General features: G+C 41.4%; 10 protein-coding genes. 6 read left to right on the forward strand and 4 right to left on the reverse strand.

From position 1 onward, the window contains the following. Nucleotides 1-72 precede the first annotated feature (72 nt). Together R2Q78_RS08865 and R2Q78_RS08870 are read right to left on the reverse strand one after the other, a co-directional pair. On the reverse strand, nucleotides 73-378 hold the full coding sequence (locus tag R2Q78_RS08865; RefSeq protein WP_316790930.1) for a carbohydrate-binding module family 14 protein: 306 nt from the start codon (nucleotides 376-378) through the stop codon (nucleotides 73-75). 5 nt (nucleotides 379-383) lie between these two features. Continuing rightward, nucleotides 384-1,475 carry a DUF1573 domain-containing protein gene (locus R2Q78_RS08870; protein ID WP_316790933.1) on the reverse strand — a complete coding sequence of 364 codons (1,092 nt, stop codon included), beginning with the start codon at nucleotides 1,473-1,475 and terminating at the stop codon, nucleotides 384-386. Nucleotides 1,476-1,931: 456 nt separating this feature from the next. Between R2Q78_RS08870 and glmS the strand changes: the two genes are divergently transcribed. From glmS to R2Q78_RS08885, 3 genes are all read left to right on the forward strand, one after another. Next, entirely contained in the window at nucleotides 1,932-3,770 is a 1,839-nt protein-coding gene (gene glmS / locus R2Q78_RS08875) for a glutamine--fructose-6-phosphate transaminase (isomerizing) (RefSeq protein ID WP_316790935.1), read from the forward strand. Between the two features lie 123 nt (nucleotides 3,771-3,893). Next, entirely contained in the window at nucleotides 3,894-6,203 is a 2,310-nt protein-coding gene (locus R2Q78_RS08880) for a glycoside hydrolase family 20 protein (protein ID WP_316790937.1), read from the forward strand. Nucleotides 6,204-6,276: 73 nt separating this feature from the next. Continuing rightward, nucleotides 6,277-6,945, forward strand: a complete 669-nt coding sequence (locus R2Q78_RS08885; RefSeq protein WP_316790939.1) for a class I SAM-dependent methyltransferase — start codon at nucleotides 6,277-6,279, stop codon at nucleotides 6,943-6,945. Between the two features lie 7 nt (nucleotides 6,946-6,952). Here R2Q78_RS08885 and R2Q78_RS08890 read toward each other — a convergent pair whose 3' ends face one another. Beyond that, nucleotides 6,953-8,059, reverse strand: coding sequence for an acyloxyacyl hydrolase (locus tag R2Q78_RS08890; protein ID WP_316790941.1), 1,107 nt, complete (start codon nucleotides 8,057-8,059; stop codon nucleotides 6,953-6,955). A 65-nt stretch (nucleotides 8,060-8,124) separates the two neighbouring features. Between R2Q78_RS08890 and R2Q78_RS08895 the strand changes: the two genes are divergently transcribed. Next, nucleotides 8,125-10,065: an OmpA family protein gene (locus R2Q78_RS08895; protein WP_316790943.1), complete on the forward strand. Its 1,941-nt coding sequence runs from the start codon at nucleotides 8,125-8,127 to the stop codon at nucleotides 10,063-10,065. Between the two features lie 77 nt (nucleotides 10,066-10,142). Here R2Q78_RS08895 and dxs read toward each other — a convergent pair whose 3' ends face one another. Beyond that, nucleotides 10,143-12,071, reverse strand: coding sequence for a 1-deoxy-D-xylulose-5-phosphate synthase (gene dxs, locus R2Q78_RS08900; protein ID WP_316790945.1), 1,929 nt, complete (start codon nucleotides 12,069-12,071; stop codon nucleotides 10,143-10,145). A 93-nt stretch (nucleotides 12,072-12,164) separates the two neighbouring features. On the opposite strand from dxs, the gene glyA reads away from it, so the two are divergent. Beyond that, nucleotides 12,165-13,436 (forward strand): serine hydroxymethyltransferase, encoded by a 1,272-nt coding sequence (gene glyA, locus R2Q78_RS08905; RefSeq protein ID WP_316790948.1) that lies wholly within the window; start codon nucleotides 12,165-12,167, stop codon nucleotides 13,434-13,436. A gap of 21 nt (nucleotides 13,437-13,457) precedes the next feature. After that, nucleotides 13,458-16,223: a PAS domain S-box protein gene (locus R2Q78_RS08910; protein WP_316790950.1), complete on the forward strand. Its 2,766-nt coding sequence runs from the start codon at nucleotides 13,458-13,460 to the stop codon at nucleotides 16,221-16,223. The last annotated feature ends 17 nt before the right edge of the window (nucleotides 16,224-16,240 follow it).

The following is a 16,240-nucleotide window of genomic DNA, read 5'->3' on the forward strand; positions in this document are numbered from 1 at the left end:
TCTTTCATATTTTAATGGATGAACATGAATTCACTTTAATTTATAAAAGGGGGGAAGCCCCCCTTTTATAAATTAAAGTGGGGAAGGCACATAATTACATGGTGGAGCTGGATTTTTAGCTTCTTCCATTGTGTATACGCAAGTTCGTTCGTCAGGGGCAAAGTATAAACCGGCAGGACATTTTGAGTCTAAAGCAATTCGTACAGTGCTTGGAGAATCTAATACCACGCAAAAATAAAACTTCTTACAGTCGGTAGGATGTGGCAGTGGGCCGGTGGTTACTGTGTCATCTTCACACTCAATAGATAAAGGATCAGCGTTTGCTACAACTGAAAAAAAAGCCAATAGGCAAAAGCAAAAAAAGATTGTTTTTTTCATATAGTTTAGTTATTAGTAATTTGTGCAACTCCATTAATGTTAATTTTTAAGGGCTCCGTAGCAGAATTTGAAAAGACAAATACATTTTGATTGAATATACCTGCTTCCTTAAGTTTATAGCTAACTGTTATTTCCGCCGTTTTTCCTGGGGGAAGATACTCTTTTGGCCAGATCGCTTTTATGCAATCGCATGACACCTTTACATTATTTATCAAAAGTGGTTTTTTACCAGAATTTTTAATTGGGATAGTTATTTTTTTGAAAATGCCAACATTTTCAGCTCCAAAATTTATCTCAGTTTGTGGGGTGGTAATAAGAGCCTCATTGAAATCCTGATATTGATTGTCTGTGAGGTAACGAAGCTCGTTTTTTAAGGAGTGGTAAAGTATCGCATCGATTTCACGATTATATTTTTTTAAGGTTTCTCTAGCTATGTTCTGGGCTCCGATAGTATCTTTTACTAGCATCATCGCTTTAGCAAGTAGGTAACTGTTAAAAAAATATGGCATCTGATCAACATTTTTTGATAAACTATTTATTTCATCTGTGTTCAGAGTTTTATTGCTCTTAAGTAGCTTCGTACCTTTTAAAACCTGATTGATGAAATCTAATTTTTGTTCACCTGAAAAAGAATCTGTCTTAGCTGAGTTCAAAAAATAGTCTTTAGATCGGTAATAAATTTTTCCAGAATAGACGGATTTTAAGGCAGTAACCAAAATCTCTGGTCTGGCTCCCCTGAAGAAACCTTTCACCTCGCCATTTTTGTCGAAAATTACAGTTAAAGGGAAACTATATTCTCTAAGTAATTGATTAAACCAGAAATTTTCATTTTTGACATCAATTGATTTGATTTCCAAATCAGAATTAAATGGCGTAGTTTTACTTTGATTAAGTGACAATAGTTGCTTTTTGTAAAAGTCACATAAATCACAACCAGACATGGTCAATACGAGTGCGAGGTACTTGTCTTGTGTTTTTTGATTTTCTAATATCTTGTCAAGACTAAGTAAGCCATTAAAATTTATATCTGCCTTTTTGGGTTTGCATCCAAGAATAAATAAATAGAATATGTAAATGAGAATGGGAGCGTTTTTCATATAGTTAAAGGTAAGTGTAATGCCTGGCAAAAACAATAGGTATTATCTATAATTTTTTTCTGAAGAATCTGGCGTCTATTATTTTAAAAGGAAGCTTGATTCTTTTTGAAAAGCTGAACATATAACTGTGAATTTAGTTTTTCTGTCTGGTTATGTTTCTTTATAAATGCCAAGGGTTAAGTTCAAATTGATAGCCATTTTGAGGAAAGTAATTGTAAAATAATAAAGGTAGGCTTCTTGTAAATTATGCATTTTTGTCAAAAAGATAAGCGTTTTTGGCTTATTTAAAGCGTTTTTCTACCTAAAATTTCATGATCTTTTTCTTAGGTCTTCAGTTCAATTACCGCGTTTATTGCTCATTTAAAACGTTTGCATAAAATAAATAATTCTGATTTTTTGTGGTTATATCAGTTTAGTTTACTTAATTTCGGGCGATTAATTTTTTAACTATAAAATATGTGTGGAATAGTTGGTTACATCGGCCATAGGGAAGCCTGGCCTATAGTACTAAAAGGACTTAAACGATTAGAATATCGCGGATACGACAGTGCTGGTATTGCACTCATCACCGATGAAGGCCTGAACATTTATAAGAAAGCCGGTAAGGTCCAGGAACTGGAAAACTTTGCCGAAGGTAAAAACCTGTCTGGTACAGCAGGGATAGGCCATACCCGCTGGGCTACCCATGGCGCCCCGTCTGACAGGAACTCACATCCGCATACTTCTAACAACGGAAATTTGACCATCATCCACAATGGAATCATAGAAAACTACGCTACCCTTAAAGAAGAGCTTCAAAGCCGCGGGCATGAGTTTAAAAGTGATACTGATACTGAGGTGCTGGTTCACCTGATTGAAGAAATTTATACCTCTGAACAGATCGATCTTTTTGAAGCAGTAAGGTTAGCGCTCAATGAAGTTACCGGAGCTTACGCCATCGTCCTGATGGATAAAGAACAACCGGACCAGCTGATTGCTGCAAGAAAAGGAAGTCCAATGGTAATAGGTGTGGGCGACGGCGAATATTTTATCGCCTCGGATGCAACCCCGATTGTTGAGTATACAAAAAATGTAATCTACCTGAATGATAACGAAATCGCCTATGTGAAACGTGATGAGCTGGTGATCAAACGTTTGGATAACGTTGTACAAACCCCTTATATCCATGAACTGGAATTGAAGCTGGAGATGCTGGAGAAAGGTGGCTATGAGCATTTTATGCTGAAAGAGATCTTTGAGCAGTCACGTTCTATCCGTGACTGTATGCGTGGCCGTATCTATCCTAATGAAGGGAAGGTGCAGCTAGGCGGAATCAAGGAATACGCAGATAAACTGAAAAATATAGACCGCATCATCATTGTTGCATGCGGTACTTCGTGGCATGCGGGATTGGTTGGAGAGTACCTGATCGAAGAATATGCAAGAATACCCGTAGAGGTGGAATATGCTTCTGAGTTCAGGTACAGAAACCCGATCATTACTGAAAAGGATGTCGTGATTGCCATTTCTCAATCGGGAGAAACAGCAGATACCATGGCAGCTATAGAAATGGCTAAGGAAAGAGGAGCAACTATATTTGGCGTTTGTAATGTGGTTGGTGCCTCTATTCCGAGGCTTACTCATGCCGGTGTTTATACTCATGCAGGTCCTGAGATAGGCGTAGCTTCTACCAAAGCTTTTACGGCGCAGGTGACTGTGCTTACGCTAATGGCATTTTATATGGCGCAGCAAAAAGGTACATTAACCAATTCTAAACTCGTTGAGCTACTTACCGAGCTGGATCTTATTCCTGAGAAAATAGAGAAGGCACTGGAGTCGGACACAATGATCAGGGAAATCTCTGAGAAATTTAAAGACTCGAGAAACTGTCTTTTCCTTGGGAGGGGCAGTGGATTTCCGGTAGCATTGGAAGGTGCATTGAAACTGAAAGAAATCTCCTATATCCATGCAGAGGGTTATCCTGCGGCAGAAATGAAACACGGACCAATTGCCCTGATTGATGAGGAAATGCCTGTTGTGGTCATCGCTACAAAAAATTCTTCTTACGAGAAGGTCATCAGCAATATTCAGGAAGTAAAAGCCAGAAAGGGTATTGTACTTGCTATCGTAACTGAAGGCGACACTGAAGTGAGGAAAATGGCAGATTACTGTATTGAAATTCCTGACGCGAGCGAGGCATTTTTGCCTTTGCTGGCTACCATCCCCCTACAATTGTTATCGTACCATATTGCGGTATTGAGAGGCTGCAACGTAGATCAGCCAAGAAATCTGGCCAAGTCGGTTACGGTTGAATAAAATAATGCAGCAGCCTGAAATATGGCTGCTGCTGATTCAAATGGTGCTTGTTAAGCCAAAATCACTTAATGTTTTGGTAAAAACGTAGAATTTAAATTATGCTAACTGGCGTACTTTAACCAGATGAAAACTACATTTAATATACTGGCTCTGGTTATATTGTCCATGTTTGTGAATCCAGTCATGGCACAGCAGCAGGTAAATATCGTTCCCAAGCCGGTGAGTCTTATAAGGGGTGAAGGAAACTTCACGATCAGCCCGCAGACTACCATCAATATTATAAATCAGAAGAAAGAACTAAAACCGGCAGCAGCATTTTTCGCTGCCTATATTCACAATATTTCGGGTTATAACCTGGCTACAAAAAGCAGTTCATCAAACAGCATCAATCTGAGTATTGAGCAAACAGATCAGATAGGAGACGAGGGTTATGTGCTGAAGGTATCACAAAAAGGCATAGACATCAAGGCCAATACCAAAGCAGGGATCGTTTATGCAATGCAATCGCTGCTGCAAACGCTTCCTCAAGTGAGGACTAATGCAGCCTTGGCGGTTCCGGTAATGGAGATTACAGATTACCCAAGGTTTAAATGGAGGGGAATGCATTTGGACGTCAGCCGCCATTTCTTTACCCCTGATATGGTGAAAGAATACATTGACCTATTGGCCAGTTACAAGTTTAATACCTTTCACTGGCATCTTGTTGATGATCAGGGCTGGAGGATAGAAATAAAAAAATATCCTGAGCTGACTAAAACCGGAGCCTGGAGGGTAGATCAAAATGACGAGATATGGGGCGACAGGCCTCAGGCAAAAGCAGGGGAAACACCTTCTTATGGAGGATACTATACCCAGGATCAGATCAAAGAGATTGTGGCTTATGCTGCGGCAAGAAACGTAACTGTAGTTCCTGAGATAGAAATGCCGGGGCACGTAGCTTCTGCAATCGCTGCTTATCCTCAATTGAGCTGCAGCCAAAAGCCTCAGCTGCCAATGACAGGCGGTAATTATACCAATATGTCGTCCAATTACTGTGCGGGCAATGAGGAGGTATTTAGTTTTCTGACTAATGTCCTGGATGAAGTTCTCGAACTTTTCCCGTCTAAATATATCCATATCGGTGGTGATGAGGTGGACAAAACCAGCTGGAAAAGTTGTCCTAAATGTCAGGCCAGGATAAAAGATGAGCACCTTAAAGATGAAAATGAACTGCAGAGTTATTTCATCACCAGAATGGAAAAATACCTGATCGGTAAAAAAAGAAAAATGATAGGCTGGGATGAGATCCTGGAAGGTGGACTGGCGCCTGAGGCGACTGTAATGAGCTGGAGAGGGGAAGCTGGTGGTATAGAAGCGGCTAAAATGAAGCATGATGTGATCATGACTCCCGGTAATCCGGTTTATTTTGATACTTACCAGGCTGGCCCTGCGGGGGAGCCTGTGGCTATCGGTGGTTTCAATACTTTAAAGAAGGTATATGACTACGAGCCGATACCAAAGGAACTGAATAAAGATGATGAAAAGTATGTGTTGGGTGCACAGGCGAATGTCTGGACAGAATTCATTACAACTACGGAGCATCTTGAATATATGGTTTTGCCGAGGATGCTTGCCCTTGCAGAAGTGGTATGGTCTCCTAAAGAGAAAAAGGACTTTGTAGATTTTAGTAAGCGCCTGCCTTATCATTTCAGGGGCTTTGAGCAGAAAGGATTTCATTACAGTCAGGGTAACTACACCGTGGTGATCAAACCTATCCCGCAAAATGGCAAATTACTGGTAGATCTGTCCTCAGAAATGTTGAATGCGGGTATTTACTATACTTTGGATGGTTCTGAGCCCACATTGGAAAGCAATAAATACACAGCTCCATTCGGGATAAATTCATCAGCTTTATTAAAAGCCTCGATTGTTTTGAATGGCAAAATAATGGGTTATAAACCTGCTGAACAAACATTCGTGATCCATAAAGCTGTAGGTAAGGACGTGAAATATGCAAATCCCGTAAACAGGTATTACCTGGCAGATGGGCCTAATTCATTGACAGATGGTATAAAAGGAACCAGTGCAGTAGGTAAATACTGGCATGGCTTTAATGGGACTGACCTGATTGCTACTATAGATTTGGGTACAGACCAGCAGATTAAAACCATTAGTTTGGGCTGTCTGCAAAATTACAACGACTGGATTTTTCTGCCTCAGCAGGTGAAATTTGAAGTGTCTGCCGATGGTGTGAACTATACTGAGTTGGCAGTCGTCAATAACACTGTGCCTGTGGATCAAAAATTCTCTATTAAAGATTTCAAAGCCGAGTTTCCTGAAAGAAAAGCAAGGTTTGTGCGTGTAACTGCTAAGAACCTCGGTGTGTGTCCCCCAGGCCATTCCGGTGCAGGAAAACCAGCATGGTTGTTTGCCGATGAAATCGTTGTGAATTAAAGCTGAGAATTTTTCCAGGAAAAATTAGGTCTATTGTGTTGATATTTAGTAGATTGGCGAAAAATTTTATCCAATGATGGAAAAGGAATGGAATGATGAGGAGTGGCAGGAGCTGGCAAATCAGTTGAGTGAACCACAGGGTGATGCCGGAATAAAAACAGGAGAAATGATGGCGTCATCCAATGAAAATATGATCTTCCGAACGATAGATTTGCTTGGACTGAGCGTGGATGAAGAGGTATTGGAGATAGGACATGGTAGTGCCAGTCATTTGAATGCGCTAATGCGTAAAGCATCTGGTCTTGAGTACACTGGCATCGATATATCGCTGACCATGATCGAAGAAGCAAAACGGATCAATTCAGCTCTCATTGATGCCGGATCGGTATCTTTTCACCTTTCCGACGGCCTGCATATTGACTTTTCAGATAACCAATTCGACAAGATTTTCACTGTAAACACATTGTATTTCTGGAAAGATCCAAAGGCTTATGCTCAGGAGATTTACAGGGTGCTAAAACCCGGAGGAAGTTTCTGTCTGGCTATCGCAACTAAGGATTTTATGGAAAAATTGCCATTTACCAAATGGGTGTTTCAATTGTACAACAGGTCGATGGCAGAAGAACTGCTAAGTTCAGCAGGATTTTCTATTCAATCCGTCGCAGAAGAGAAGGATATCGCAATCAGCAGAACAGGAGAGCAGGTAGAAAGGGACATCATCATTGTCACTGCCGGTAAATGATACGCTGCTACAAACGCGGTGTAAACATAAATCCGAACCCAACAAAATCTGCTTCTGTTTTATGCACGTAGATTTTGGCCTGTATTGCTGCCCAGTCGAGCACATTGTACTTCATACCGGCTGTCCAGTAGGTATGGTTGTCGCGGTAACTATTGTAGTGTAAATAATAGCCATATTTTACCATGAGCGCTAGTTTTCCCATCCATATATCAGGCCCCAGGGCCATTCCGACACGCCAATGGTCATAGGAAGTGGCGTAGGACTGGTAAGTGTGGTTAAAATTAGAAGGATCAAAAACAGAATGGTAATATACCGCATCAACACCGGTGCTCAGTGCCAGAATAGAGTTTAAGCGGTAGTTGTATCCACTGTAGAGACCTGTTCTGAAATAACCATCTTTACTTTGGTATACACCTCTTCTTCCCATATTGATTCCAATATCTATACTGTGTTTCCTATAGCTTTCTGCTGTAGCATTGGCATTTCCGGAAGGTCTGACAGGTGTATTTAGAGATTGTATGATGCCAAGGCTCACACTTGAGGAGTTGATTCCATTATTAGGAACCCTAAATGCTGCATTGGAGTAGTGGAGTACATCGATTCCGGCGGATAATTGTGTAGCAGGAGTAAGGGCCGTTGTCACTTTTAATGATGCCCTTGAAGTAAAATTAATATGACTGCCTATAAGCGGATTTTGATTGGTGAAAAACGTTTCTCCGGCATAGCCCAGTCCAAAAGCAGGAGAAAATAACAATTCTGTTTTACCTGCTTTTAATAAGGAAATGTTTAGTCCGCCTAATAAGGCGTATGAATCTCCGAAAAGACCATCTTTAGTGTCCCCGTCTATTTTAATATTGCTCATATTCTTATAATTGAATACGACATCTATGCTCTTGAGGTGCATGGTTTTCATCCATGCTGATGGTTTGTTTTCGGTATTGATGTGGTAAAGCAATTCTCCGCCGTAGGCCCTTCCGGTCAGTTTGTGCTGTGCTGTAAAAACTCCTACAGAAATCTGTGGACTAAATTCTATGCTGTTTTTTGGTTCTTCTTGTGCTTTAGTTGCAAAAGCCGCTGTCAATAAAATGAATACTGCTGATAAAAGTTTAAACATGGATAAAAATAAATAATATTGCAGTTCTTTTAGTAACTTAAAGTGAATTTAAATCCGCTCATAGAATGAAAAAACTTTACACTCTTTCATTTGCCTGCTTAATGGCCTGTTTTTGTCTAAATGCTATGGCCCAGGAACAGTCGGGATTACGTGAGCGGGCTGATCAATTGTACCGGGAATATAAATATGCAAATGCCTCAAAAATCTATCTGAAACTTACAGACAATAAGAGGGCAAGGCTCCAGGATATGGAACGACTGGCGGAGTGTTACCGAAAGATGAACAATTATGAGGATGCGGAGAATTGGTATTCGCGGGTAGTCGCTGTGCCGGAAAGCAAACCTGAAAACCTGTTGTATTATGGCGAAGTGCTAAAAGCCAATTCCAGGTATGATCAGGCGAAAAAGATGCTTCAGGATTATGCCGCAAAAACAGGAGATCTGAAGCGTGTGGCGAATGATATTTCCGGATGTGATTCAGCTCAGGTCTGGATGGCGCATCCAACATCACACAGCTTAAAAAATGAAGCTACTATAAATACCGCCAATGCAGAGTTCTCTGCTTTTCCAATCGGCGATAAGATCTATTATACCGCAGAGCCTGATGAAAGCATTTTAAGTAAAACCTATGGCTGGACCGGCAATTCTTTTCTTAAGGTTTATACAGCCGGCCATGCTTCAGACAATACGCTTTCTTCAGCTGCGGTTGCGGGAAATGATATCAATAGTGAAACTTACCACGTGGGCCCTGTCGTTGGCAATAAAGCAGGCGATGCATTGTTCATCACCAGAACATATCCCGGAAAAAATGGGGAACTGAGCAAGGAAAACAACAATAAGTACAAAACCAATAAACTGGAATTATATATTCAGAAAAAGGTGAATGGTAAATGGTCAAAGCCTGAAGCTTTTGCCTATAATGATGTAAAAAAATACTCTGTCGGTCATGCATCTTTATCCCCAGATGAAAAGATACTTTATTTTGTCTCGGATATGCCAGGCGGACAGGGGGGGACTGATATTTGGTATGCCGAACTTGGTGCTGATGGCAAGTGGGGAACTCCGGTAAATGCTGGAAATCTAATCAATACGCCAGATAATGAGATGTTTCCTTCTGTAAGTGCGGACGGCACATTGTTCTATTCAACAAATGGTCTGCCTGGAATGGGGGGACTCGATATTTTTAGCTCAAAAGGGAAAGCTGCTCAATGGGGCAAACCACAGAACCTAAGGTATCCTGTGAATTCGGCAGGAGATGACTTTGCATTTATTGCTAGTGAAAGTTATACTTCAGGCTATCTTTCTTCCAACAGAAAAGGAGGGAAAGGGAATGATGACATTTATTCTTACAGTTATGTGAAACCACGGATAGTCCTGGCATTGTCCGGAATAACCTATAATAAAAAGACCAGCGAAAAACTTCCAGATGCTATGGTAACTTTATATAGCGGGGGCAGGACCATTGTGGCAAAACAGAGCAGCCAAAGCGACGGTACTTTTTTCTTTGAATTGGATAGGGCTTCTGACTATAGTGTTTTGGCATCTAAGACCGGTTTCTATGCGGATTCAGCAAAGGTTAGCACCAGAGGTATTGAAAAATCGGATACCCTGCACGTATCTTTATACCTGAACCCGTTATTTGAGAAAGGAAAGATCCTTGCCCTTGAAAACATTCACTATGATTTTGATAAGGACAATATTCGTGCTGATGCAGCAAAAATATTGAATGAACTGGTGCGTACGATGCGGGATAATCCGACGCTTAGCATTGAGTTGGGCAGTCATACAGATTCACGCGGCGTCGATATCTACAATCTTGACCTTTCTCAGCGCAGGGCGAGGTCTGTAGTAAATTACCTGGTTTCACGTGGCATTGCGCGCGACAGGATGGTTGCGAAAGGCTATGGTGAGACGATGTTGCTTAACCGTTGCGCAAATGGTGTGAAATGTTCGGCTGCCGAACATCAGGCTAACCGGAGAACAGAATTTAAGATTCTTGAATATTAACTCGCAGGTAGCTGTAAAAGAAAAGGGGGCTGTCCGAAAGGTATATTTCGCACAGCCTGTTTTAATAATTTAAGTCGTTATGAAGCAATAGTCGCAGTAGTTCTTCCTACAGCTATTTTTTTGATCGTGGCAATAATTGCATTGGTATCATAGCCGCAAAGGTTCCAGAGTTCAGCTTGTTCACCATGTTCTACAAATTCATCAGGAATACCTAAACGAATTACCTGAGCATTATATTTGTGATCTGCCATGAATTCCAATACCGCACTGCCCATACCGCCCTGCAAGCAGCCATCTTCGACTGTGATGACATTCTTGTAACGGGTAAATACATCATGTAACAGCGCCTCATCAAGAGGTTTTACAAATCTCAGGTCGTAATGAGCCGGGTGTATGCCTTCGCTGTTTAGTTCCTTGCAAGCCTCTACAGCAAAATTACCGACATGACCGATGGTCACTATGGCCACATCTTCCCCGTCACATATTTTCCTGCCTTTGCCAATTTCAACGGCTTTCAAAGGACGTTTCCAGTCTACCAATACCCCATTACCTCTTGGGTAGCGAATAGAAAAGGGCCCCATATTTTCCGTCTGTGCAGTGAACATCAGATTCCTGAGTTCTTCCTCATTCATCGGCGCCGCAACTTTCATATTGGGGATACTGCGCATGTAGGCCAGGTCGTAGGCGCCATGGTGAGTAGCACCATCTGCTCCTGCCAGACCTGCGCGGTCAAGACAAAAAACAACATTTAAGTTTTGTATCGCTACATCGTGGATCACCTGATCATATGCCCTTTGCATGAAGCTAGAGTAAATATTGCAAAATGGAACAAGCCCCTGCGTTGCCAGTCCGGCGGAAAAAGTAACAGCATGCTGTTCAGCGATACCTACATCAAAAGCACGGTTTGGCATTGCCTTCATCATGATGTTCATGGACGAACCAGATGGCATTGCCGGCGTTACACCCACAATCTTTTTGTTAGCTTCAGCCAATTCTACAAGAGTATGTCCGAAAACATCCTGGTATTTAGGTGGTTGGGGCTTATCTACAGGAGATTTCTTGATTTCACCTGTTATTTTATCAAATAAACCGGGGGCATGCCATTTGGTCTGGTCTTTCTCTGCCAGCGCAAAGCCCTTGCCTTTTACCGTTACACAATGCAGCAGTTTAGGTCCGGGGATATCTTTCAGGTCTTTAATTACCTGGGCAAGACGTACTACATCATGACCATCAACCGGACCAAAATACCTGAAGTTTAAAGCTTCGAAAAGGTTGCTTTGCTTCAATAAAGTGCCCTTAATGCTCTTCTCAATCTTCTTTACGAACTTATGCGCATTGGGTCCAAGCTCAGAAAGTTTGATCAATACGTTAGAGATATCATCCCTAAAGCGGTTATAAGATTTTGAGGTGGTAATGTTTGTGAGATACTCTTTCAGCGCACCAACATTAGGGTCGATGGACATGCAATTGTCATTCAGGATTACCAGGAGGTTTGAATTCTCAATTCCGGCATGGTTTAACCCTTCAAAAGCCAGTCCGGCTGTCATAGCGCCATCGCCAATTACTGCGACGTGCTGACGATCGGTTTCTCCTTTGTAATGGGAAGCCACGGCCATGCCCAATGCAGCTGAAATAGATGTGGAAGAGTGTCCTACACCAAAGGTGTCGTATTCACTTTCACTGATTTTTGGGAACCCGCTGATTCCGTTTAATATCCTGTTTGTATGGAAAACGGATTTACGTCCGGTAAGTATTTTATGTCCGTACGCCTGGTGGCCAACATCCCATACCAGTTTGTCATAAGGTGTATTTAATGCGTAGTGAAGTGCTACTGTGAGCTCAACAACACCGAGACTAGCCGCAAAATGTCCGCCATTTACACTCACAACATCAATGATGTACTGACGCAGTTCTTTACAGATTTGCTCCAGGTCTTGTTCCTTATACTGCTTTAAATCAGCAGGATAGTTGATGTTTGTAAGTAATGGACCGTTAATGTCTTCCATGCAGTGATTTATCGAATAGAAGTACAAAGTAAGGTATTTTGTTACCAAACTAAGAAGGAAAATCGTTAATTTTACAAAAATATACTTCGATAAATGACTAGAGATACTTTAATTTTTGATTTGATTGACAGGGAATTGGACCGTCAGGAAAATGGACTAGAACTGATAGCTTCAGAAAATTTTGTAAGCAAGCAGGTAATGGAAGCTGCAGGTTCTTGTTTAACTAACAAATATGCTGAAGGCCTTCCGGGCAAGAGGTATTATGGCGGATGCCAGGTAGTTGATGAGGTGGAAACCATTGCTATTGAGCGTGCAAAGCAACTTTTTGGCGCAGCATGGGTGAATGTACAGCCGCATTCAGGAGCACAGGCAAATGCAGCAGTGATGCTGGCAGTGATTCAGCCTGGTGACAAAATATTAGGTTTCGACCTTTCGCATGGTGGTCATTTAACTCACGGATCTCCGGTTAACTTTTCAGGAAAACTGTATCACCCGTTGTTTTACGGAGTAAAAAAAGAAGATGGATTAATTGACTATGCAAAACTTGAAGAAGTAGCATTGGCAGAGCGTCCGAAATTAATCATTTGCGGTGCCTCTGCTTATTCAAGAGAGTGGGATTATGCTTTTATCCGCAGTGTAGCTGATAAAATAGGTGCATTGGTGCTTGCAGATATTTCTCACCCGGCAGGTATGATTGCAAGGGGATTATTGAATAACCCGCTTCCTCATTGCCATATTGTGACTACAACTACCCACAAAACCCTTCGCGGTCCACGTGGCGGTATGATCATGATGGGTAAAGATTTTGAAAACCCGTTCGGATTAAAAACTCCTAAAGGAGAAACCAGAATGATGTCATCAGTATTAGATATGGCAGTTTTCCCTGGTACTCAGGGTGGTCCTCTGGAGCACATCATTGCTGCAAAGGCAATCGCTTTCGGAGAAGCTTTGAGTGATGAATACCTGACCTACATTACACAAGTTAAAGCCAATGCACAGGCAATGGCCAAAGCATTTGTTGCCAAAGGTTATGGCATCATTTCAGGAGGTACAGATAACCACCTGATGCTGATCGATCTCCGCAATAAAAACATCACAGGAAAACTTGCAGAAAATGCACTGGAAAAAGCAGATATTACTGTAAATAAAAATATGGTTCCTTTTGATGACAAGTCACCTTTCGTAACTTCAGGTATCCGTGTGGGTACAGCAGCTATAACCAGCAGAGGTTTTAAAGAGACGGAAATGGAAACCATTGTTGATCTAATTGACCAGGTAATTACCAATGCTGAAGATGAAGAGAATTTGAAACAAGTGAAACAGCAGGTAATTGAACTGGTAAACCGTTTCCCATTATATAAATAAACAGGGTTTACTAAAAAATAAATGTCATCAGAGAGCAGGAATTCATCAACCAATGAGGATGAGCGTATTAAAGCTTTGCACAGATATGGTATATTGGACACGCCTAAAGAAAACGAGTTCGATAACATTACCAAACTTGCAACTTTAATCTGTAATACGCCCATCGCCTTAATCACAATGGTTGATGAGGACCGGCTCTTTTTTAAATCCATTACAGGAACTCAGGAGCAGGAGATCTTACCTGAACAGTCATTCAGCTGGTTTACCATACTTGGAGACGATGTACTTGAAATACCTGACATCTCAAAAGACGAGCGTTTTAAGGACCACCCCGGGGTAATTGGTAGTCCTCATGCCAGATTTTATGCCGGCGCGCCATTGATTGATGAGCATGGACATAAGCTTGGTGCAATTGGCGTCTTTGATGTTGTGCCCAGGCAACTCACAAATGATCAGAAGGAAGGGCTAAAAACACTTTCCCGGGAAATCATTACTCATATTACACTAAAGGAAAAGAGTGCGGAATTAGCAGCCAAAACACAGCGCTTCGAAGACCTTCTGAATATTTCCACCGTATCTCCCGAGATCCATTGTATCCTTGATTATTATGGCAACATATTGTTCATCAATGATGCAGTAACCACCATACTCGAATATACAGCAGAGGAGGCCACGGGGCTAAGCATATGGAATTTTTGTAATAAGGAGGACATCAACAGGGTTGTAAAATACATTGAAGATGGTCTCAGAAATAAGCAGAAGCAGTTCAATGTAGACTTTAGGATCGTTAGCAAGACAGGTGTCATCCGTTGGCTAAGCTGGACTATGGTAGCCAAAAATGGCAGATGGTATGCTTATGGAAGAGATATTACAGACAGCAAGAGGGTAGAAGAGGACCTGATGAAACTATCGTTTGTGGCCAGTAAAATTGACAGCGGCGTAGTGCTCAGTGATTCCAATAATCGTGTAACCTGGGTCAATGCCGCATTCGAAAAAATCACTGGTTTTACGCTTGAGGATTTGAAAGGCAAACGGCTCGGCGATCTTATAGCAGGACCGAAGACAGATGCTGAACTGCTTGAAAGGGCGAGACAGCTGTCTAAACAAAATCAATCCTTTACAGTAGATCTTCTTGCTTATAGAAAAGATAAGAAACCCATCTGGCTGTCTGTATACAATACAGTTGTATTGAATGAAAAAGGCAGTCTTGAGATGGAAGTGGAGATCATCATTGATATCACTGATAAAAAGAAGGTAGAAGAAGAACTTCAGGTGCTTTCGCTTGTAGCGAGCAAGACCAATACCAGTGTTAACATTTCTAACAGTTATGGCAATACTACCTGGGTAAACCATTCACTGGAAAAGCTAACAGGATATACCCTTTCAGAATTGCAGGGTAAAAAGCTCGGTGATATCTTGTCTAAGGATGCATCCGAACATGCTATTATAGAGGCTTCCAGGAATAAAGCTCAGAATAACGAGTCCTATTCAATAGAGGTAAAAGCAACTACAAAGGAAGGAAGTCACGTATGGTTGTCAGTTTCGAATACACCTATTGTCAATGAAAAGGGAGAGCTGGAAAGACAGATCGATTTGATTACCGACATCACCCAGCGCAAGCAGATAGAACAGGAGCTGATTGCTTCTAAGGAACAGGCTTTGCAATTGAGTGAGGCAAAGGAAATGTTTCTTTCGGTAATGAGCCACGAGATCAGGACCCCGCTCAATGCGGTAATAGGGATGACGCATCTGCTGCTGGACAATGATCCTAAAGCATCCCAGATAGATGATCTTAATATTCTTAAGTTCTCTTCCGAAAACCTGCTCAATATCATCAATGACATTCTTGATTTTACAAAGATCGAAACCGGTAATATGGTGCTTGAATCTATTCCGTTCAGCATAAAAGCTTTAACGGGTGATATCGTAAATTCATTACAGGTAAACGCTGCTATTAAAGAAAACAGGCTTAGACTGGATTTTGATGACGATGTTCCGGAAACCATAATGGGCGATAAGACAAGGCTGTACCAGGTTTTGATGAATTTACTTGGCAATGCAATTAAGTTTACCGATCATGGAGAGATTACCCTTAAGGTTGGGCTGGCCAAAGTGCCTTGTGAAAAATACATTCCTGTGTATTTTGAAGTTAGTGATACCGGAATTGGCATTCCACAGGATAAACAATCTTATATTTTTGAGACCTTCACCCAGGCAAAAACGGATATTTCAAGAAAATATGGTGGCACCGGGCTTGGCCTGGCAATCACCAAAAAGCTTTTAAAATTATACAATTCGGATATCCAGGTGCGTAGTGAGGAAGGCAAAGGCACTACATTTTCCTTTGTAATCAATTTTCATAAGGTGGCAGTCGCAGATGCTGCGCACAGAGTAGTTGACAACGCAGACATTTTTAACGGCAAAAAGATACTGGTAGTGGACGACAATGAGATCAACATACTGATCGCAGGCCGTGTACTGGGCAAGTGGGGATTTGTACTGGATTTTGCGGCCAGCGGACACGAGGCTATTGAGAAAGTAATGAAAAATACCTATGACCTGATTTTTATGGATATTAAGATGCCGGGTATAGATGGTTTTGAAACTACCGGTATCATCAGGGGATTACCAGGACATTATTTTAAGTCGGTTCCGATTATTGCTTTAACGGCCTCGACTCTGCAGGATGAAAACAGCAAATTTAAAGCTTCGGGAATGAATGGACATATTCTAAAACCTTTTAAACCAGAAGAGATTAGAAATATCATCACAGCCTACTTTTCTTAGTAGTATAGCAATCAATA

It is taken from the genome of Pedobacter frigoris, assembly GCF_032678645.1.
GTDB lineage: Bacteria > Bacteroidota > Bacteroidia > Sphingobacteriales > Sphingobacteriaceae > Pedobacter > Pedobacter frigoris_A.